Source organism: Dyella sp. PARNA 12/25, assembly GCF_055702865.1.
Window position 1 is genome coordinate 18,734 of the sequence record NZ_JBVQCI010000016.1, and the last position, 19,939, is coordinate 38,672.

Below are 19,939 nucleotides of genomic sequence, written 5' to 3' on the forward strand. Positions count from 1 at the left end.
TGCGGTCCCCTTTGCGAGAATCAACCGCCATGGCCATTTGGAAGCAGGATCAGTCGCTCGAACGCCTCAACGCTATGAGCGCCAATACCATGATCGAGGCGCTGGGCGTCCGCTTCACCGAAGTCGGGGAAGACTGGCTGCGCGGCACCATGCCGGTGGACCACCGCACCCACCAGCCCTACGGCCTGCTGCACGGCGGCGCTTCGGTGGTACTGGCGGAGACGATGGGCAGTATGGCGGCCATGCTGACGCTCGACCCTTCGCAGGAAGCGGCGGTGGGACTGGATATCAACGCCAACCATATCCGTGGCGTGCGCAGCGGCACGGTGACCGGTACGGCGCGCGTGGTGCATCTCGGCCGCAGCACGCAGGTGTGGGAAATCCGCATCGAAACCGAAGCTGGCGAACTGGTGTGCATCTCGCGCATCACCATGGCTGTTATTCCCTCTCGCGTGGTGGCGCCGCGTTGAGTATCGAAGCCCCGTACGCAGCGCTCGACCCTGATCGCGTTCTCGACGCCGTCACCGCGTGCGGCCTTTGGCCGGACGGCCGCCTGCTTGCACTCAACAGTTACGAAAACCGCGTATGGCAGGTGGGCATCGAGGATGCTTCACCCATCATCGCCAAGTTCTATCGCCCCTATCGCTGGAGCGACGCAGCCATTCTGGAAGAGCACGCCTTTGCGCTCGAACTGGCCGCCGACGAGATACCCGTGGTCGCACCGCTGGTGTTCGGCGGCCGCACGCTGCTGCACCACGGCGGCTTTCGCTACGCCCTCACACCACGGCGTGGCGGTCGTGCGCCTTCGCTGGAATCTGCCGAGCAACTGGAATGGCTTGGACGCCTTATTGCGCGCATTCACAACGTCGGCGCAAAGCAACCGTTCCAACATCGCGGCCGCATCGATCGCGCCACGCTGATCGAGCAACCGATGAGCGCCGTACTGGCGTCATCGCTGCTGCCGCCCTCATTGCATTCCGCGTATCGCGCTGCCGCCGAACGTTTGGACCAGGCGGTTGCAAGTCGCATGGAAGCCGTGGGCCCCGTACGTCAGCTGCGTTTGCACGGTGATTGTCACCCCGGCAACGTGCTGTGGACCGACGCCGGCCCGCACTTCGTCGATCTCGATGACGCACGCACGGGCCCTGCCGTGCAGGACCTCTGGATGCTGGCGAACGACGACGCGGCCATGAATGCCCTGCTCGATGGCTATCAGCAATTCCGCGAATTCGACTTCGGCGAACTCGCCCTGGTGCCCGCCCTGCGTGCCATGCGCCAACTGCACTACGCCGGGTGGATCGCCACCCGCTGGCACGACCCTGCCTTCCCCGCGGCCTTCCCCTTCGTGGCCGAGTCGCGCTGGTGGGAGCAGCACATCACCGACCTGCACGAACTTGCGGACGATTTGTAAGGCAGCGCCGCGCCGGGTATCAGCCGATGACCCGGCCAACGGAACCTTCCGCTATCGCCATCGATTTGCCTCAATTCACCCCTTGTTTGTTCGCCGGCTCTGCCTAAGATGCGCCCCTACGCCCTCACTATTGCAGGAAGCAGTTATGGCATTTGGCAAACGCTTGCCCTTGTTCGCGCTGGCGCTCCTCGCCGCCGGCTCCGTCTACGCCACCGATTCCCGGGTCCAGGTGCTCAGCGCCACGGTCAAAGACCAGAAGATCGCCGGCGCCTCGATTACCCTTCAGAAAAACGGTGAGCAGTCCGTCACCAGTGTCACCGACACACAGGGGCAGGCCAGCCTCGACCCGGCCCAGCTGACCGACAGCTCGTCGCTGATCATCATCAAGAAGGACGGCTATTCGAACCTAGTGGCGAAGTGCCCCTGTGCAGGACTGACCTACGCGCTGAGCCCGGTCATGCACAATCTCGACGGCTTGCGCGTCGTGCTGACCTGGGGCAACACGCCCCAGGACCTGGACTCGCACATGGCGTATCCGGCGAGCCATGTGTACTGGCGCAGCAGGCGCGGCGCCGACGCACTGCTCGATGTGGACCAAACGCAGGGCTATGGCCCGGAGACCGTCACCCTCGAGCGCAAGCACCAGGGCGAGACCTACGTGTACGCCGTGCACGATTACTCCGACCGCGAGCGCCCCACTACCTCCGCGCTTTCCGCCAGCCAGGCCAAGGTGTTCGTCTACGTGGGTGAGTCGCTGGTGCGCACTTACTACGTGCCGCAAAACCAGCCGGGCAATCTGTGGACGGTGTTCCGCATCACTGGTGAAGGCGAGTTCCAGGACATCAACACCATGCGTGGCGTGACGGTCGACGCGGGCGACGTGCTCGGCACGCTGAGTGAAGTCAGCAACGAGCAGAATCGCATCGTGGCCGCCAACCAGGCGCCGGTGGACACTACGCGTGCCCGTTCGCTCAACCAGTCGGGCGAAAAGGCCTATCACGCCGGCCAGCTCGACGATGCCATTGCGCTCTACGGCCAGGCGATCGAGCAGGATCCGAACTACGGGCAGGCATACAGCAACCTGGGCCTTGCCTACCAGAAGGCCGGCCGCAGCGCCGAAGCAATCTGGGCCAATCGCAAGGCCATCGCGCTGGCCAGCGGCGCCACCGCCGCCACCGTGCGTGCCAGCTCCTACTACAACATCGGCAGGATGTACGAAGACGCCAGCCAATTCGGCAGTGCACTGGAAAGCTATCAGGCGGCGAAGCGTGAGAGGGCTAACCCGGTCTACGACAAGGCCATCGAACGCGTCAGCGGTCGCCAGTAATTCATCAAAGCCCCCGTCGAGTACGGGGGCTTTTTTTGCCGGGACATTCCTATGCGTAATACGCTAGCCCTGCTGGGTCTCCTGCTGGCGGCCAGTACCCCACTGCACGCAGCCGGCCCCAGCGCCGTCGCTTCCATCGATCGGAGCCTCTGGCCGGAGAACATCGACCAGAAGGCATCCTTTGATCGCGCCTCGCGCGCTGAACTGCTCGCTTTTGGTCACGCGCTCGCCGAGAGCGAGCAGATGAGCGACGACGCGCTTCGCGAAGAGCTGAAGCTGAAGGAACTCGATCGCGCCGCGGTCGACCACATGCGTGCCACCTATTGGCATCGCCTCGCCGCCAACTACCAGCTCGCCTCGGTGGGCTGCCGTGCAGGAGAGGCTTTCTGCGGGAAGGTGGCCAACGAAGCCGACTTCCGCAAGGCTGCCGCCGGCTTCGACGTGGCAGCCAGCGATGCGCACGCCGCATGGTTCCAGTCGGCGCGCGTCTTTCACCACACCTACCTCAACGAGCAGCTGCGGCTGGCCTCATTGTTTCCCAAGATCAGCAGCGAGATTGATACTTATACGCCGCACGAACTCAGCGGCAACGAACTGGCCGACCGCCACTTCCTGCTCACTTTCGATGATGGTCCGACCCGCGCCGACGGCAACACCGACAAGCTGTTGACTGTGCTGCGTGAGCAGCACCTCAACGCGACGTTCTTCCTGCTCGGTGACGCCTTGCTGCAGCGGCTTCAGCAGACGTCGGCGGAAAGGCTGAGTGCCAGCTACGCGGGCATGTGTGTCGGCGCACATGGCTGGGAGCACAAGTCGCATAGCGCGATGCCCGACTGGCAGGGCTCCATCCAGCGCAGTATCGCCCTGGTAAAAGACACCATGCCGGCCAGCTACACACCCTTGTTCCGCCCACCCTATGGGCAGCGTCGCTCCGACAGTGAAAGCTTCTTCCAGGCGCAGGGTCTGCGGGTGGCGTTATGGAACATCGACTCACAGGACTGGAGCAGCAAGGTCGATGCCGACCAGGTCAAGCAGCGCGTGCTGACCCTGATGCTGCTCTGGCGCCACGGCGTGATCCTGTTCCACGACATCCATGCCAAGGCTCAGACCGCCGTGCCCTGGCTCGTGTCCCATACCCAGGGCACCGATGTGCAATGGATCGATTGCCACGATTTTCCCTCACGCTGAGCGCTTTATGACGGGGCCGGCCGCGCCTGTCGGTCCGGCCTCATTCCAGCACGGGCCAATCCGCTAAGCTCGTGGCTTTGGACTCCGGGGCCTGGCACGTGCGCAATTTCCTCTTCCGACTGATCGGCATCCTCGAAGTGGCTGGCGGCTTCTTCGGCATGGTGGCCATGCTGCGCCGGCTGCTGCCCTTTGGGTCACACGATTCGCTAGTGGCGGTGATCGGTCTGGTGCTGTACGTGTTCGTGATGGTGGCGGGCGTGTTGCTGCTGGAGGGCAGCGAGCGCGGCGTATCACTGTCGGGGTGGGCGCAGTTGCTGCAGTTGCCGCTGATCGCGACGCCGATCCTGAGTTATGCGTTGTATTCGGGTGGCTTTGTGAATGTCTACGCCACGCTGCATTTGCCGGTGAGCCTTGGGTTGGACTGGCACTTTGGCAGCGAGGGTTTCCTGCTGGCGGTGGCAGGGCCCTCGACATCGAGGTTGGGCATCAACCTGCTGGCGCTGCTGTCCTGGCTGGCGTTGCGCATCCGTTGAGCTGTCGGCCGCCTGCCTTTCTGTAGGAGCGCACTTGTGCGCGACCGCAGCGCTAGGTTCTTGCTCCTGGGGTGGTGGGCGCGATAAGCGGGCACCGCGGCAACAACATGGCTCCACGGTCGCGCACAAGTGCACTCCTACAGTGGGGCATGGGCCGTAATCGGAGCCCCGGCGAGGCCACAGCCCCACACCGGTTATCATGGGCAGATGAGTACCCCTGATTCCCCCCTCCCCGTCATCCGCCTCAAAACCGACCGCGCCCCCGGCCACCCCTGGGTGTGGTCCGCCCAGGTGCACAAGCCCGAAACCCGCCTGCCGCCCGGCTCCGTCGTCGATGTGGAAGACGCGAAGGGCCGTTTCGTGGGCCGCGGCTTCTGGAACGGCCACGCACGCATCGCGCTGCGACTGCTGACCACGGACCCGACCGAAGCCATCGATGCCAGCTGGATCACCGCCCGTATCGACCGCGCCGTAGCCTTGCGCCAGGAGTTGTTGCAGCTGGATCGCGTGAGCGATGCGTGGCGCGTAGTGCACAGCGAAGGCGACGGCCTCTCGGGCCTGGTGGTGGATCGCTACGCCGATATCCTGGTGATCGAATACTTCGCCGCTGGCATGTGGCGTTTCCGCGAGGCGATTCATGCCGCGCTGCTGAGCCATTTCCCAGGCGCGCGCCTGTACTGGTTCGCCGAGACCCATGTGCAGAAGCAGGAATCCTTCGACTGCCGCGCGGCCGAAGCGCCTGCGCCGGTGGAGGTGCACGAGCATGGTCTGCGCTTCCACGCCGCGCCGGGCTACGGCCACAAGACCGGCTTTTTCGCCGATCAGCGTGAGAACCGCCACCACTTCGCCCGACTCGCCAAGGGTCGCCGTGTGCTCGATCTGTGCTGCAACGCCGGCGGTTTTGCCGTTCACGCGTTGGCCTCCGGCGCGCGCGAAGCGATCGGCGTGGATATGGACCCGGGCATTCTGGAAATCGCCCGTGCCAACGCCGCCGCCAATGATGCACCTGCGCAATTCGAGCAGGCTGACATCTTCGAGTGGCTGCGCAACGCCGTGGCGCGTGGTGAGCAGTTCGACGCGGTGATTCTGGACCCGGCCAAGCTGACGCGCGATCGCAACAAGGTGATGGACGCGCTGAAGAAATACTTCGCGATGAATCGCCTTGCGCTCGACGTGATCCCACCGGGCGGCCTGCTGCTGACCTGCTCGTGCACGGGCCTGGTCAGCGAGGCGGATTTCCTGGAGATGCTGCGCCGCGTGGCGCTCAACGCGGGACGCGAAATTCAGGTGCTGCACGTCGCCGGCGCGGGTGCCGACCACCCGTTCCGCAGCGATGTGCCTGAAGGGCGTTACCTGAAGGCTGTGTTCTGCCGAGTGATGTAACCACCTGCCCGTGGAGGACGTGACATGATCGATGTCGTCGAAGCCATCCGCAGTTACAACGCCAAACGTGATCCCGACCGTTTGCAGCGCAAGTACACCGCGATGCGCCACGATCCGTTCACGTTTCTCCGCGGCACCTGCCATCTGTTCTACGCACAGCTGCCCGAGGCCAAGGTGCTGGCCAAGTCGCCGCGCACCTGGGTGTGCGGCGACTTGCACCTGGAGAACATGGGCAGCTACAAGGGCGACAACCGGCTCGTCTATTTCGACCTCAACGATTTCGACGAGGCGGCGCTGGCCCCCTGCACCTGGGAGCTGGTCCGGCTGCTGACCAGCGTACACATGGCGACCGGCGCCCTGTCGCTGAGTCGCGATCAGGCCAACCAGCTGTGCCGCCATTTCCTCGACGCCTATGTGAGTGCCCTGCGTAACGGCAAGGCGCGCTGGGTCGAGCGTGACACCGCCACCGGCATGGTCGGTGACCTGCTGGGCGGCCTACGTGGTCGCCTGCGGCCACATTTCCTCGACAGCCGCACCGAACGCAAGGGCAAGTTGCGCAAGCTGCGCCTCGACGGCCGTCGTGCGCTGCCAGTGACGGACAAGCAGCGCGAAAAAGTCACCACGCTGATCCACAAGATCGGCGCGCGACAGCCCGAGCCGGATTTCTACAAGGTGCTGGACGTGGCGCGGCGCATTGCCGGCACCGGCAGCCTGGGCGTGGATCGCTACGCCATCCTGGTGGAGGGCAAGGGCTCGCCGGACGGCAACTACCTGCTGGACCTCAAGCAGGCCATGCCGTCATCGCTGACGCCGCACCTCGACATCGTGCAGCCGGAGTGGGCCACCGAAGCAGAGCGTGTCGTGTCGGTACAGCGACGCATGCAGGCCATTTCACCCGCGTTCCTCCAGGCGGTGACCATGGGTCGCAAGAGCTACATCCTGCGCGGCTTGCAACCCACCGAAGATCGCGTGGCGCTCACCGAATGGCACGGCAAGCTGGAACGACTGGAAGGCGTGCTGGAGACCATGGGCAAGTTGGTGGCTTGGTCCCAGCTGCGCAGCAGCGGCCGACAAGGCTCGGCGACGACCGACGAGCTGATCGCTTTCGGTGAGAAAGCCCGCTGGCCCAGGCAGTTGCGGGAGGCCGCCCAGGAGAGCACCAAGCAGGTGCGGCGTGACTGGAAAACCTACTGCAAAGCTTACGACCAGGGCGCTTTCAAGGTCTGATACCGTCGCGCTGCCGAAAATCCCGGCATCTGAGACGTCAACGCGTACACTTGGCCCCCTGTGCTGCCAGGTATTGCCATGTCCGTCACCGAGATTCTTTTGATCGTGCTTGTTCTCGCCGTACTGGCGATGATCGCGTTGCAGGCGCTGAGCTTGCTGCGCCAGCGTGACGACGGTGGCCTTACCGCCAGGCTGGACGCCCTGAAGGACGACAACCGTCACCTGCGTGATGCGCTGGCGCAGGAGCAGCGTGCCGGGCGCGGCGAAATGAGCCAGTCAATGGGCCAGTTCCGCTCGCTGATGCAGGAACAGCTCAGTGGCATGAGCACGCAGCAGCACGAGCGCATTGCCCAGTTCGGCCAGCGGCTTGACGTGCTCACCGAACGCACCGACGGCGGCCTGCAGCAGCTTGCCCAGCGCCTCACGGAAGACGCGCGCCACAGTCGCGAGGAACTGACACTCACGCTCAATCGGTTCGGCGAGCAACAGCAGCAGCGCCTTGCAGCGCTCACGGCGGACAACGAAAAACGCCTCAACGAAGTGCGCGCCACGCTGGAAACCAAGCTCAAGTCGATCCAGGACGATAACGCCGCCAAGCTGGAGCAGATGCGCGCCACGGTGGACGAGAAACTGCAGGCCACGCTGGAAACGCGACTGGGTCAGTCCTTTGCGCTTGTCTCCGAACGACTGGAGCAGGTGCAGCGCGGTCTGGGCGAAATGCAGAACCTCGCCACCGGCGTGGGCGATCTCAAGCGCGTGCTCACCAATGTAAAAACTCGCGGCATCCTGGGTGAAGTGCAGCTTGGCGCACTGCTTGAGCAGTTGCTCACCAACGAGCAATACGAATCGAATGTCGCCACCATTCCCGGCAGCGCCGAGCGCGTGGAGTTTGCCGTACGCATGCCAGGCCCCGGCGATGAAGCCCCACTCTACCTGCCCATCGATGCGAAATTTCCGGTGGAGGATTACCAGCGTCTCCTCGACGCTCAGGAAGCGGCTGATGCCGATGCCGCCACGACTGCCGGCCGTGCGTTGGAAGCCCGCGTACGTGAAGAGGCAAAGCGCATCCGCAGCAAGTACGTGGCACCGCCGCATACGACCGATTTTGCCGTTCTGTTCCTGCCCACCGAAGGCCTGTATGCGGAAGTGATCCGCCGCCCGGGTCTGTTCGAATCACTGCAGCGTGATCATCACATCACCGTGGCCGGCCCCACCACACTCACCGCCCTGCTCAACAGCCTGCAGATGGGCTTCCGCACGCTGGCCATCGCCAAGCGCAGCAGCGAGGTGTGGACCCTGCTCAGCGCGGTGAAGTCCGAGTTCGGCAAGTTCGGCACTGTGCTGGAGAAAACCCGCAAGCAGCTGGATACGGTGCGCAACAGCATCGACAGCGCCGGCCAGCGCACCCGCGCCATCGAGCGCCGCCTGCGCAGCGTGGAAACGCTCTCGGGTGAAGATGCCAAGCAATTGCTGGGTGACAGCCTGCCAGCCATCGAGGATGCCGATGAGGACGACGTCGAGGTTTAACGCATGACGTCGCGGCTCAGGCCGAGGCGCTGACCAGCGCGCCGCTACTGGCGTTACCTTCGGCCAACAGCGCTGCGGCCAGCGCATTCACCGCAACCATGAGTTGACCGTTGGTGGTCGTCACCGCGGACTGCAAAGCGGAGATTTCCGACATGCTTGCCAGGTCCGAGCCTTTGTTTCTCTCGGTGGCAGCGCGCAGTGCCTGTTCCTGCAGCTTGAGCAGCTTCTGCAACTGGGCGATCTCGCGTTGCAGGGCCTGAATTGTCGGGCTCGCGCCCTGGCTGCTTTCGCTGCCGGAGCTCCCTGACGCTGCGGCATTTCCGCGGACGCCTTTCACGATAGTCGTTGTGCCCTGCACCGCCGTCGACGATGAGGCCTCCGTGGTGTCCGAGGTCGTGGCGGATAGACCGCCGATGCTCACCGGTAGGGTGGAGGTATCCCGATGGATGCCGATGCTCACGCGAAATCCTTTTTGAGTGATCCACATTGGCTTCGGCCGCTACCGAAAGAACTTGAGGCGGTCCGACTGCCTCTTCGCCTAACCCCATTCGTCGCCTTGCGTCGTTCTACGTAGGCATCGGTTATCGATGCTTGCCAGGGTCGTCGCCATGAACATCGTCGGAAAAGTGGTTCTAGGACTCGTCGTGCTGGCCGGCAGCGCACAAGCTGCCGCTGTTGGTCAACTGGTGGATCTGGCCGTCTACGACCGCACCACGCAACAGGAGCTGCCCGTATATCGCTATGAGGGCCGCTACTACATTGCCGGGCAGCCCGGTCACCGGTATCAGATCCAGTTGCGCAACCACGAAGACAACCGCGTGCTCGGCGTCCTTTCCGTGGACGGCGTCAACGTGCTCTCTGGCGACACTGCCGACTGGTCGCAAACCGGTTACGTGCTCGATCCTTACGCGGCATCCGATATCCGCGGCTGGCGCAAGAGCCTTTCGGAGGTGGCTGACTTCGTGTTCGCCGATGCCTCGCGCAGCTACGCCGCACGCACCGGGCGCCCCGACAACGTGGGCGTGATCGGCATGGCGGTTTTTAGCTCACGTCCCTACCGACCGATCCCCCTTCGGCCCATGGCCGTGGCACCGACCGGCCAGGCAGCGGAACGGATGGCCGCACCGGTCCCGGCACCAGCTGCCCCGGTTGAACCATCGGCAATGGCACAAGCGCGCGCGGATCTTGGCGGCCCCATAGGCACCGGGCACGGGCCGCGCGAGACATCGGAGGTCAGCTATACCGACTTCCAGCGCAGGTCCTCCGCCCCCGATGAGGTCATCACGCTGTATTACGACACGCGCGAGCGCCTGGTGGCACAGGGCGTGATCCCCGCGGCCGACCACACGGCATCGACGCGACCCGACCCCTTCCCTGGTGGCCATTTCGTGCCCGATCCAAGATAACGCCAGCGCGTTCAACTTCCGGCAGGCCGGCGCATGGCAGCATTCGTGTGGTGCGCCATCGACGGAATCCCCTCATGCCGAATGCTTTGCACAGCCTGATCGGCGATCTTGAGAATGATCGCTCGCTGGAACAGCCCACCCGATGGCGCGAGCGCATCGATGCGCTCGATCGCATCGAGGATCTGCTCGTCTACGCGGCGGAAGAAACGCCTGCAACGGCCGCCCTGCATGAACGCGTGCGGCTTCTGCAGGCGAGGCTGGAGAGCATTCAGCACCGCTTGTGCGAAGCCATTCGCACGGCGATCGTGCAAGGTGCCGGCGCACAGGCCTTGCAGGGCTGGGGTTCCACTTGCGATGACGCCGATCCGCAGAGCTATGACCACCTGGATGCGCTGATCAGCGACGTGTTGTCGTTCGATGAACCCTCGAGCGACATCGCCGCTCTGGACGACGAAATGGTGTTCTACCAGCCCACGCCTGCCCGTCATGTGTTCGACCTGATCGAACGTGCCGGCGTCGGCCCGCACGATGTGCTGCTCGATCTGGGTTCGGGCCTGGGGCATGTGCCCTTGCTGGTATCGATCTGCACCGGGGCGCGCTGCGTCGGCATCGAGCGAGAGGCTGCCTATGTCACAGCCGCACGCCTCAGTGCAGAGCGCCTGAAGCTGCGTAACGTGACTTTCATCGCGCAGGACGCACGCGAGGCAGATCTGTCACTAGCCACCGTGTTCTACCTCTACACGCCCTTCACCGGCAGCATCCTGCGCGAAATGCTCGACCGGATCAGAATCGAAGCGGGCAAGCGCGCCGTTCGCATTGCCACGCTGGGGCCATGCACGGCCATGGTGGCGGCCGAACCCTGGCTGGTACCGGTTGGCGTGCAGGACGCCAACCGCATCACCCTGTTCAAACCACTCAGAGAGTGACAGCTAGTACGACGCCTAGCTGCCGCTCAACGTGGTTTTCAAGCGCAGGCTTGCGTTCCCGGTGTGCAGCGCGCCGTCTGGCACCGCGTCGGGTGCCTCATGCGCCAGGTCGGGACTGACCCAGGGAGCACTTTGGCGGGATCCAGGGATATACGCACTCCAACTACCGTAGGGCGTTACTTTCTCCGGAGTGCCCCACTGGCGGAGATTGAAGTTCACCGGTACGCGAACCACCCAGTAAGGATCATCAACAGCCTTGCCTCGGGTAGGCAGGTCGTAAGTCCACTGTTTGGCCGCATCGATGGAGGCGTCTGCCAGCACCTTGCGATACAGCTTCATGGCCTTTTCATCGCCGTACTGATCGAGATTGACCTGTTCGGTGAATACTTCCTGCACCAAACCGTCGCGGCCAATGCGCAACAGCAAGTACACCGTACCGCTCACTCGCGCATCAATCGCCTTTTGCGGATAGCGCGGCGTTGGCAGACGCGACTTGAAATGCACGTAGTCGCCAGTGTTGCTTCCATCATCGCCAAAAGAAGCACCTGAGATGCTGATATTGAAGGCGTCGCTTCCTGCCGGCTTTGCCAGGATACGGAGACTCATCTTGCTCTTCACCACTTCGGCAGTGGGAGCGGAGAGGGAGAATTCCCAGTGCGCCAGATTCTTTCCAATGACGTCGATGACTGCGGGGGCAATTTTCTCGGAATGATCGAGGCTGTAACCGTGCAAGCTACCATCCGGATTGACCTCCACCATGCCCGTCACCAACATGCTGGCCTCGGCAGTCTTGCGAACCTCGGCAGCCCCTGCTGTCCCCGTGGCTTCTACTCCCCCTGTTGCGCAACCCAGCAGCGCACAAAACCAGACAGCCGTTCCAAGCTTCATGGGTATGCCCCTCCAGTGACGAGTAATGAAGTGTAATGAATAGCCTTGGCTCGGCAATCCGGCATAGCTGCCATCCTCAGGGAACTGCAGACAACTCATTGACTGCAATGGGTCTTTACTGGCGGGTCGGCTCAAAGCTTGACGGTAGCGTTACACTGGCGCGTCTGTGCTGTAAGCCCCCGAAGGAACCCGCATGAGCGAGCGTCACGAACCGACCGAAGTCACCCGCGAACAGGCCGAGGAGGCCGTGCGCGTCCTGCTGCGCTGGTCGGGCGAGGATCCCAATCGCGAGGGTCTGCTGGATACCCCTAAGCGCGTGGTGAAGGCGTATCGCGACTGGTTCTCCGGTTACCAGATCGACCCGGGCGAGTATCTGCGCCGCACTTTCGAAGAAGTTGCCGGCTACGACGAAATGGTGGTGCTGCGCGACATCGAGTTCGAAAGCCACTGCGAGCACCATATGGCGCCGATCATTGGTCGCGCGCACGTCGGCTACCTGCCGACCAACCGTGTGGTGGGCATCAGCAAGCTGGCCCGTGTAGTCGACGCCTATGCACGCCGCTTCCAGGTGCAGGAGAAGATGACCGCGCAGATCGCGCAGTGCATCCAGGAAAACCTGCAGCCGGCCGGTGTGGCCGTGGTGGTCGACGCCAGCCATGAGTGCATGACTACGCGCGGCGTGCACAAACGCGGCGTGTCGATGATCACCAGTCAGATGCTGGGTGCATTCCGCGACGACGCGCGCACGCGTTCGGAATTCCTGCAGTTCATCGGCATCCGTGGCGGCAACCGCTGACGCCGCCTGTTTGATGCATTCCATCGCTAGCGCAGACGCCGACGAGCGTCTGCAAGACGTACTGCGCGACGGCGTCACCGCCGAAGACCTTCCTGCCGTATTTCCGCTACTGCGCGGCCGCTCGCTGCTGCGCGCCTTCAGCGCCCTGTTCCATGGCGGCGAAACGCAGGTGGTGCTGCGCCTGCTGGTGCTGCGCACGTTGGGCGCACGCGCGCATGCGCCGGAGTGGACGCCTGCCGAGATCCGCGACCAGCTCGCCTTTGTCGAGCCGGTGAAGCTGGAAACCGTGGTGCAGCGCCTGAAGGAGCACGAGCTGCTCACCTGGGACAACGAAACGCTGCGCTATCGCGTAAGCCCATTGGGCCGCAAGGCACTCGCTGCCGTCACCACGCTGCTCGAATTCGAGCGCGATGACGAGGATGGCCTGGGCTACATCACCGCCCAGCTCGCGGCCGGACAAGCGGTAGGCCGCATTTCCGCCGACGAGCTGGGGCACCTGCTGTCACGCCTGTCGGAATTGAAGGAAGACTTCGACCGCGCCGTGCTGTCCGGTTCCGAACACCGCATTCGCCGGGCAGCGCACCGCCTGGAATCGGTGTGGACCTGGGTGGAGAAAGGCACTGAGGTGGTAAGCACCATCGCGGACAGCGAAGAACTCGATCCGGCCACGCATCACCTCGCGCAGGCGGTTGGCCGCGCACAGAGTGCGCTGCTGCGTCAGGCGGGTGTATTCCAGCGCGAGCTCAACAAGATCGATCAGCACCGTGTCCATCTGGGTCGCACTGGTCTTTCTTCGTCGGACCTCGTGGCCTGGCTTCGCTCGCTGACGCCCGATGCACTGGCGCAACACGCCGACGAAGCCGCGTTAATGCCGTTTCAGCCGCCCTTCCTGCAAGACCAGATTGCGCTGGACGTGGCCGAGTACGAGCTATTGGAACGCGAGCGCGCCGCCACCGAAAGCACCGCGCTGCCATCAGCAGAAGACACGCCGACCACGCACGACCTGCCAATCGACGAGGAAGATCTGTCGCCACTACTGGCCTGGCACAGTGAACTGGCATCTGTGCGCGAGCCACTGGAGTTGACCGATGCACTTCGCGGCGACGACTACGCTTTGAGTGCCTATCGGCTCTCGCTGCTTGGTTTGCTCGGCGATCCCGAATCCTCCGCTTTGCAAGGGGCGACCGCCGATCTCGCTCGGTTGCCGCTGAAGCTGGAAATTGAACCACGCCTGATCGACCCGGGCCTGGCGACGATCGCGCTGGTCAGCGCGGGTCGCCTGCATCCACGCAAGGAAAAGACATCCGATGCATGACGAAACCGCCGCGCTAGTTGCGCGTCTTTTGTCACAACGCTGGCTGCCGCGCGATGACGCGCAGGCACGCAAGGCGCTGCTCGACGAAACCTTCCGCGAAGAACTGGATCGCCGGCTTGCTGCCGTTGGACTGGAACTGCGCGAACACCCCTACTCCGCCTATATCGGTGTCGCCGCGGCGCGCGCCAACGAGAAACACGTGTTCGGTGGCAGCGACAGCTGGATCTCCAACACACTGCAATTGGATCGCGACGCGGTGGCACTGCTGGTGGTGCTGTGGGCGTTGATCGTGTTGCCCAAGCGCCAGCGCCAGCTCGAACGTCAACAGGCCGAAGCGGATGCCTCGCAGACGTTGATGTTTGCCGAAGCCAAGCCGATTTCGCGCGATCCCTCGCTCTCGCCGCTGGTCGCCGAGCGCACCCTGCTCGCCGACTTCGGCGACAAGCTCGGCGGCAAGACGCGCGTGAACTTCAACCTCGGCCTGCTCTCGCGCCACGGTTTCATCGTGCGCCGCAAGGGTGAGCTGGCCGAAGGCCCGCTGCTCGACCTGGTGTTCGACTACGAGCGCACCGCACGCCGCATTCTCGACGGCGCGCTGGGCGATCTGCTCGCCGGCCTGACCCCTCGCGAAGACAGCAACGACAGCAATGAACCCTTGTACGACGATACCGACGAACTCGAAGACAGCGAAGTGACCGACGATGTTTGATTTCCGCAGCCTCGAAGTCATTCACTGGGACTACTGGCAGCGCTTCAGCCTGCCGCTGGATACCAACATCGTCACCGTGGTGGGCCCCAACGGCTCGGGCAAGACCACGCTGCTGGACGCGCTGCGTACGCTGCTCACCATCGATTGCGCCGGCAACCGCGACTACAAGAGCTATCTGCGCCACAACGGCAAGCCGTTCGCGTGGCTGCGTGCCCGGGTAGGCAACATCCCCGGCCCGCGCGGCGAGCGTCCCTTCTTCCCGATTATGGACAGCGAAGTGACGCTGGCTGTGCGCATCCAGAAGAAGGGTGGTGAATGGCAGCGGCAGTACGCCGTGCTGGGCGGCGATGTGAGCGTGGACGAAATCGAGGCGCGCAACGACTTCCTCGGCCTGCGCGAATACCGCGTGCGCCTCGAGGGTGCCGGCCTCTCGCAAGCCATCCGCCGCGTGCTCACGCTGGAACAAGGCGCCACCGACAAGCTCTGCCAGATGCCGCCCAAGGCGCTGCTGGACCTGGTGTTCGACGTGTTCGGTGACAAGATCGTGCTGGAGGATTACCAGCGTGCGCGCAATGAGCAGGCCGAGGCCGACCGTGAACTGCACGGACTGGAACATCAGCTGTCGCTGATCGGCGTGAGCTTGCAGGAGGCCGAAGGCCGTGTGCGCTCCTGGCAGGAGTGGGACGCACTGAAGAGCGAGCACGCCGACCTCGTTGCGGAAACGCTGCCGCGCACCGAGCTGGCGGAACTGCACGCCGCGATCCGCGGCGCGCGTCCGCAACTGCTCGGCCTCAAGCGCAAATGCCGCGATTTGTCGGCACGCGATGTGGAATTGCAACTGCAGCTGCAGACGCTCGATGCCCACGAAGAGCATCTGCGCGGCGAACAACACGCCGCTGACCAGACCCGCCAGCAGGCCAAGCAACAACTGGATGAGGCGCGCCGCGCCGAGACTGAGAACGCCACGCTGCTCAAGCAAGAGCAGCACCTGCGTAAGCTGGTCGCCGAACAGGATGGCGCCGATCACGAGAAGCAAGGCAAGCAGCTCGTGGAAGCGCGCAGCCAACTGGGCCGCCTGCAGATAGACGAGACCCGTCTGCGCGACCAGCTGTCCACACTGACCGCACAACTGGGCGCGTGGCGTCGCGGCCAGCGTTACACGCCGGAGTTTGAGCAAACGTTCCGGCGCGCGCTGGATGATGCCGGCATCGGCCACAGCATGCTCAGCGAAGTCGTGGAGATCAGCGATCCGCGCTGGCAGGGTGCGGTCGAAGCCGTGTTGGTGGGCTATCGCCACGTCGTGCTGCTCGACCACCCGCGTGATCGCGAAGCGGCGTGGCGGCTGGGCGAAGAACATCGTTACAAGCATTTCGTGGTGGCCGACCGTGCGCCGACCACCGCCCCCACGCGCGGCTCGCTACTGGAAGTGGTGGATTTCAACGCCGCCGCACCGGAGTGGCTGCTGCGCCAGCTCGACCGCATTCGTCGCGTCGACGATGTGGTGGATGGCGCAAAGCTGGGAAAGGATCAGGACTGGATCACGCCGCAAGGCTATTTCCGCGAACGTCGCGGCGGCCGCCATCTCGGCGTCGACGACGTCTATTTCGGCAGCGCCGCGCGCGAGCGCCAGCTGCGCGAGGGCGAGGCACGCTTGCAGCAGATTGAAAAGCAGCTGCGCGACATCGGCGAGAAGCGCAAACAGCTGCAGGAGCAGGCCAGCGACGCCGAGAGCCTGTTGCGCGGCGCCAACGCCAGCAATCAGCTGATCGATCGCGCCGATGAATTCGCCGCCGCGCATGAAGCCCAGGCGTCGCTGCAGGACGATGTACAGCGCTGCGCCGACAGCTATGCGGCGGCTGAAGCACACTACGAAGGCGTTCGCGAAAAGCGCCAGCAGAACTCGCGCCAGCGCGACAACGAGGCGCGCGAGCACAAGCAGGCCCAGCAACAACTGGCCGACAGCGCACGTCAGTTCAATCAGTCCCGCAACGAGCAGATCGACCGCCTCAAGGCGTTTCGCCACAAACGTAGCCACGTGCGCCCGCTTCATCGCAGTCGCCGCGCCATGCTCGAGCTGCGCGAACGCTACGAATCGCCTGCCGCGGTGCGTCGCGAGATCGACCGTATCGAACGTCGCCTCAACGAGGGTCACTGGGAAACCGACGAAGGCTGCCTGCCGCTGCGCGACAAATACGCCAACGACCACGAAGGCCTGAGGGACGACTTGCAGCGTCGTCGCGTACATCTCGAACGCGCCGGCCGCATCACCACCGAGGCGCGCGGCGCTTACCTCAACGTGTTGCGCAATACGGTCAAGCGCTACGCCCGCAACCTCAAGGTGCTGGCGGACTTGGCCGGCATCGGCGTCGAAGTGGATCTGCCCGAGCTGTCGAACGAAGACCTGGCGCTGGCACAGGCCGGCCTCACCGTGCGCTTCGAATTCGACAAGAAGGGTTGGATCGGCATGGACGACGGCGAAGCCTCCGGCGGCCAGCAGGTGATGAAGTCGCTGTTGCTGCTGGTGGCACTGATGCGCGACGAAGACCGCCCCGGCGGCTTCGTGTTCATCGACGAACCGTTCGCCCATCTGGACATTTTCAACATCGACAAGGTGGGCGCCTTCCTCAAGTCCACCCGGGCTCAGTACATTCTCACCACCCCGGCCACGCACAACATCAACGTGTTCCAGCCCAGCGACCTGACCCTGGTCACCAGCAAGCGCCGTCCCGGTGCCACCTGGGCGCAGCCGTTGGCCGTGCTGCGTCGACGCACCGAGGCTGCATGATGTTGCGCCGGCCAGCCTCGCTCTTGCGTAGCGGCGCAATGCTGGCTGGTTTGGTTTTGATACCTTGCGTCACCCTGGCGCAGAGCACGCCTGAGGAGTATCTGCGCACCTTCGATACCGATGGCGACGGCAGGGTGAGCGAGGCGGAGTATGTCGCCCATCTCAGCGAGGGGTTTTACCGGCTGGATCGCAATGGCGACGGTGTGCTGGATGCTGACGAGCTGCCGGGTGGCCACGGCAAGCCGGTGACGCTGAAGCAGTTCCAGGAGAATTTGCGGCGGCAGTTTCACAAGCTGGACCGCAACCACGACGGCTATCTCGATGCGCGTGAGCTGACCCAGCCACCGCAAGGCTGAAGCCCACCCCCCTCTGTAGGGGCGCACTTGTGCGCGACCGCAACGGTTCGGGTGTGGTGTCCCCTATCGTTCCTTCCTGCAGCTCACGGGTCGCGCACAAGTGCGCTCCTGCAGAGAGGACCAGGGGCGCCAGCCCCCGCCTGGAACGGGAGCGCCCGGATCTACTGCACTGCACACGCCCGGCCAGCCGCAATCAGTTATCGTGCGTACTCCCCCGCGAGTCTGGTCTCATGGATCAACCTGCCCCCACCGAACTTCACCCGCGCCGTCGCGCCGCGCTCGCGCTTATCTACGTGACCGTGGTGCTGGACATGCTGGCGTTTGGCATCGTCATCCCGGTGCTGCCTCACCTGATTGAGCAGCTGGCCGGCGGCGGCATCTCCAATGCAGCCTGGTGGGTGGGCGTGTTCAGTACGGTATTCGCGCTGGTGCAGTTCGCCTTCTCACCGGTGCAAGGGGCGCTTTCCGATCGCTTTGGCCGGCGGCCGGTGATCCTGATTTCCAATGCCGGCCTGTCGCTGAATTTTGTGCTGCTGGCACTGGCGCCCACGCTATGGCTGTTGTTCGTGGCGCGTGTGTTGCTGGGCATGACCGCCGCCAGCTTCACCACGGCCAATGCTTACATCGCCGATATCACGCCCAAAGAGAAACGTGCCGCGGCCTTCGGCATACTCGGCAGCGCCTTTGGGCTCGGCTTCATCATCGGCCCCGGCGTCGGCGGCTTCCTCGGGCACTACGACCTGCGCCTGCCGTTCTGGGTGGCCGCGGTGTTGGCTGCGTGCAATTTCCTGTATGGCTTGTTTGTGCTGCCGGAGTCGCTGCCCAAGGAGCGACGCACGGCGCGTTTTGAAATGCACAGCGCCCACCCATTGGGCTCGCTGAAGCTGCTACGCCGTTACCCGCAGGTGCTGGAACTGGCGGTGGTGATGTTCCTGGTGTATCTGGCCCATTACGTGCTCCAAACCACGTTCGTGCTGTACGCGGATTACCGCTACAGCTGGGGTCCGCAGGAAGTGGGTTATGTGCTGATGCTGGTGGGCGGCTGTGATGGTTTTGTGCAGGCCGTGCTTACCCGCCGCCTGGCGCCCATCCTGGGCGAGCGACGCCTGATGATCAGCGGCATGCTGTGCGGCATTGGTGCGTTCATGGTGATGGGCCTGGCCAATACCGGCACGATGTTTCTGCTCGGTATTCCCTTGATGGCGCTGTGGGGGTTGTCACAGCCTCCGATTCAGTCATTGATGACGCATCAGGTCGACCCGTCCGAGCAAGGGCGATTGCAGGGGGCAATCAGCAGCCTGGCCAGCTTTGCCGGCATTTTTGGCCCGTTCCTGTTTGCCCAGGTGTTCTCTTTTTCAATTTCGCCGGCCTCGCCTTTGCACTTGCCAGGCCTCGCGTTTGTGTTGTCCGCGGTATTGCTGGCCATCGGCGCGGTGATTGCCTGGCGAGTGACCAAGCACACGCACGACCTCGCAAAAGCGGAAGATGTCCCTGTCCCAACCTCGGCGAACGAGCTTTCCTCGGTCGCTACGCTGCAAGGCACCGTCACATCCACTGAAACAACGGAGCATTCCCCATGACACTGTCGATGTACCAAGCCTCGGCTCCCGTTTTTCTGCGCGCGCTCAGCAATCTCCAGCACGTGCTGCGCAAAGGCGAGGCACATGCCGAGGCACGCAAGTACGAGCCGTCTCTGCTGCTGCAGTCGCGCCTGACCGTGGACATGCTGCCGCTGACACGTCAGATACAGATCGCCACCGACATGGCCAAGAACTGCTGCGCCCGCCTGGCAGGCGTCGAGCCGCTGAAGTTCGAGGACAACGAAACCAGTTTTGCCGAGCTGCATGCCCGCATCGATCGTGCGGTCGATTACATCAAGAGCTTCAAGCCGGACCAAATTGACGGCAGCGAAACGCGCTCCATCACGCTCAAGCTGCGTAGCGGCGAGCAGCATTTCGAAGGCCACGGCTATCTACTTCATTACGTGATTCCCAACGTGTTCTTCCACTGCACCACTGCCTACGCGATCCTGCGTGAGGCCGGCGCGGATCTCGGCAAGGCCGATTTCATCGGCAAGCCGTGAGAGCGAGAGAAATGGGGTAGAGAAGTGAGAGGTGAGAGTGGCAAACCCGCTCTCTCTCACTACTCACTCCTCTCCACGC

19 protein-coding genes are annotated in these 19,939 nt (G+C 63.8%); 17 read left to right on the forward strand and 2 right to left on the reverse strand.

Translation table 11 applies throughout. The features are described from left to right. The first annotated feature begins 29 nt into the window (after positions 1 to 29). The 8 genes from AC0GUR_RS20380 to AC0GUR_RS20415 all read left to right on the forward strand — a co-directional run bounded on the left by AC0GUR_RS20380 (position 30) and on the right by AC0GUR_RS20415 (position 8,596). On the forward strand, positions 30 to 470 hold the full coding sequence (locus AC0GUR_RS20380; RefSeq protein WP_472879346.1) for a hotdog fold thioesterase: 441 nt from the start codon (positions 30 to 32) through the stop codon (positions 468 to 470). Then, positions 467 to 1,411 carry a serine/threonine protein kinase gene (locus AC0GUR_RS20385; RefSeq protein WP_472879347.1) on the forward strand — a complete coding sequence of 315 codons (945 nt, stop codon included), beginning with the start codon at positions 467 to 469 and terminating at the stop codon, positions 1,409 to 1,411. The genes AC0GUR_RS20380 and AC0GUR_RS20385 overlap by 4 nt, the downstream gene beginning before the upstream one ends. A 145-nt stretch (positions 1,412 to 1,556) precedes the next feature. After that, a complete protein-coding gene (locus AC0GUR_RS20390) occupies positions 1,557 to 2,738 on the forward strand; it encodes a YfaP family protein (protein ID WP_472879348.1) in 1,182 nt (393 codons plus the stop codon). Between the two features lie 51 nt (positions 2,739 to 2,789). Next, on the forward strand, positions 2,790 to 3,926 hold the full coding sequence (locus AC0GUR_RS20395) for a polysaccharide deacetylase family protein (RefSeq protein ID WP_472879349.1): 1,137 nt from the start codon (positions 2,790 to 2,792) through the stop codon (positions 3,924 to 3,926). A 98-nt stretch (positions 3,927 to 4,024) separates the two neighbouring features. Further along, positions 4,025 to 4,459, forward strand: a complete 435-nt coding sequence (locus AC0GUR_RS20400) for a hypothetical protein (protein ID WP_472879350.1) — start codon at positions 4,025 to 4,027, stop codon at positions 4,457 to 4,459. 207 nt (positions 4,460 to 4,666) lie between these two features. After that, positions 4,667 to 5,842: a class I SAM-dependent rRNA methyltransferase gene (locus AC0GUR_RS20405; RefSeq protein WP_472879351.1), complete on the forward strand. Its 1,176-nt coding sequence runs from the start codon at positions 4,667 to 4,669 to the stop codon at positions 5,840 to 5,842. A 24-nt stretch (positions 5,843 to 5,866) separates the two neighbouring features. Next, positions 5,867 to 7,069, forward strand: coding sequence for a DUF2252 domain-containing protein (locus AC0GUR_RS20410; protein ID WP_472879352.1), 1,203 nt, complete (start codon positions 5,867 to 5,869; stop codon positions 7,067 to 7,069). A gap of 78 nt (positions 7,070 to 7,147) precedes the next feature. After that, on the forward strand, positions 7,148 to 8,596 hold the full coding sequence (locus tag AC0GUR_RS20415; RefSeq protein WP_472879353.1) for a DNA recombination protein RmuC: 1,449 nt from the start codon (positions 7,148 to 7,150) through the stop codon (positions 8,594 to 8,596). A 16-nt stretch (positions 8,597 to 8,612) separates the two neighbouring features. Here AC0GUR_RS20415 and AC0GUR_RS20420 read toward each other — a convergent pair whose 3' ends face one another. Continuing rightward, on the reverse strand, positions 8,613 to 9,056 hold the full coding sequence (locus AC0GUR_RS20420) for a hypothetical protein (RefSeq protein WP_472879354.1): 444 nt from the start codon (positions 9,054 to 9,056) through the stop codon (positions 8,613 to 8,615). 148 nt (positions 9,057 to 9,204) lie between these two features. Between AC0GUR_RS20420 and AC0GUR_RS20425 the strand changes: the two genes are divergently transcribed. Both AC0GUR_RS20425 and AC0GUR_RS20430 read left to right on the forward strand, forming a co-directional pair. Next, positions 9,205 to 10,002, forward strand: a complete 798-nt coding sequence (locus AC0GUR_RS20425) for a hypothetical protein (protein WP_472879355.1) — start codon at positions 9,205 to 9,207, stop codon at positions 10,000 to 10,002. Positions 10,003 to 10,076: 74 nt separating this feature from the next. Beyond that, positions 10,077 to 10,928 carry a methyltransferase domain-containing protein gene (locus tag AC0GUR_RS20430; protein WP_472879356.1) on the forward strand — a complete coding sequence of 284 codons (852 nt, stop codon included), beginning with the start codon at positions 10,077 to 10,079 and terminating at the stop codon, positions 10,926 to 10,928. Between the two features lie 15 nt (positions 10,929 to 10,943). Here AC0GUR_RS20430 and AC0GUR_RS20435 read toward each other — a convergent pair whose 3' ends face one another. Further along, positions 10,944 to 11,915 carry an energy transducer TonB gene (locus tag AC0GUR_RS20435; protein WP_472879357.1) on the reverse strand — a complete coding sequence of 324 codons (972 nt, stop codon included), beginning with the start codon at positions 11,913 to 11,915 and terminating at the stop codon, positions 10,944 to 10,946. Between the two features lie 94 nt (positions 11,916 to 12,009). Between AC0GUR_RS20435 and folE the strand changes: the two genes are divergently transcribed. The 7 genes from folE (at position 12,010) to AC0GUR_RS20470 (ending at position 19,860) form a co-directional block, all read left to right on the forward strand. Continuing rightward, positions 12,010 to 12,612 carry a GTP cyclohydrolase I FolE gene (gene folE / locus AC0GUR_RS20440; RefSeq protein WP_472879358.1) on the forward strand — a complete coding sequence of 201 codons (603 nt, stop codon included), beginning with the start codon at positions 12,010 to 12,012 and terminating at the stop codon, positions 12,610 to 12,612. A 13-nt stretch (positions 12,613 to 12,625) separates the two neighbouring features. Then, the gene (locus AC0GUR_RS20445; RefSeq protein WP_472879359.1) at positions 12,626 to 13,927 is read left to right on the forward strand and encodes a hypothetical protein; all 1,302 of its coding nucleotides are present in this window, start codon (positions 12,626 to 12,628) and stop codon (positions 13,925 to 13,927) included. Next, positions 13,920 to 14,636, forward strand: a complete 717-nt coding sequence (locus tag AC0GUR_RS20450; RefSeq protein WP_472879360.1) for a hypothetical protein — start codon at positions 13,920 to 13,922, stop codon at positions 14,634 to 14,636. Before AC0GUR_RS20445 ends, AC0GUR_RS20450 begins: the two co-directional genes overlap by 8 nt. Next, positions 14,629 to 17,421, forward strand: coding sequence for an AAA family ATPase (locus AC0GUR_RS20455; RefSeq protein WP_472879361.1), 2,793 nt, complete (start codon positions 14,629 to 14,631; stop codon positions 17,419 to 17,421). Before AC0GUR_RS20450 ends, AC0GUR_RS20455 begins: the two co-directional genes overlap by 8 nt. Beyond that, on the forward strand, positions 17,418 to 17,777 hold the full coding sequence (locus AC0GUR_RS20460; protein ID WP_472879362.1) for an EF-hand domain-containing protein: 360 nt from the start codon (positions 17,418 to 17,420) through the stop codon (positions 17,775 to 17,777). Before AC0GUR_RS20455 ends, AC0GUR_RS20460 begins: the two co-directional genes overlap by 4 nt. A gap of 230 nt (positions 17,778 to 18,007) precedes the next feature. Next, the gene (locus AC0GUR_RS20465; RefSeq protein WP_472879363.1) at positions 18,008 to 19,357 is read left to right on the forward strand and encodes a TCR/Tet family MFS transporter; all 1,350 of its coding nucleotides are present in this window, start codon (positions 18,008 to 18,010) and stop codon (positions 19,355 to 19,357) included. Beyond that, positions 19,354 to 19,860: a DUF1993 domain-containing protein gene (locus AC0GUR_RS20470; protein ID WP_472879364.1), complete on the forward strand. Its 507-nt coding sequence runs from the start codon at positions 19,354 to 19,356 to the stop codon at positions 19,858 to 19,860. Before AC0GUR_RS20465 ends, AC0GUR_RS20470 begins: the two co-directional genes overlap by 4 nt. Positions 19,861 to 19,939: the final 79 nt, after the last annotated feature.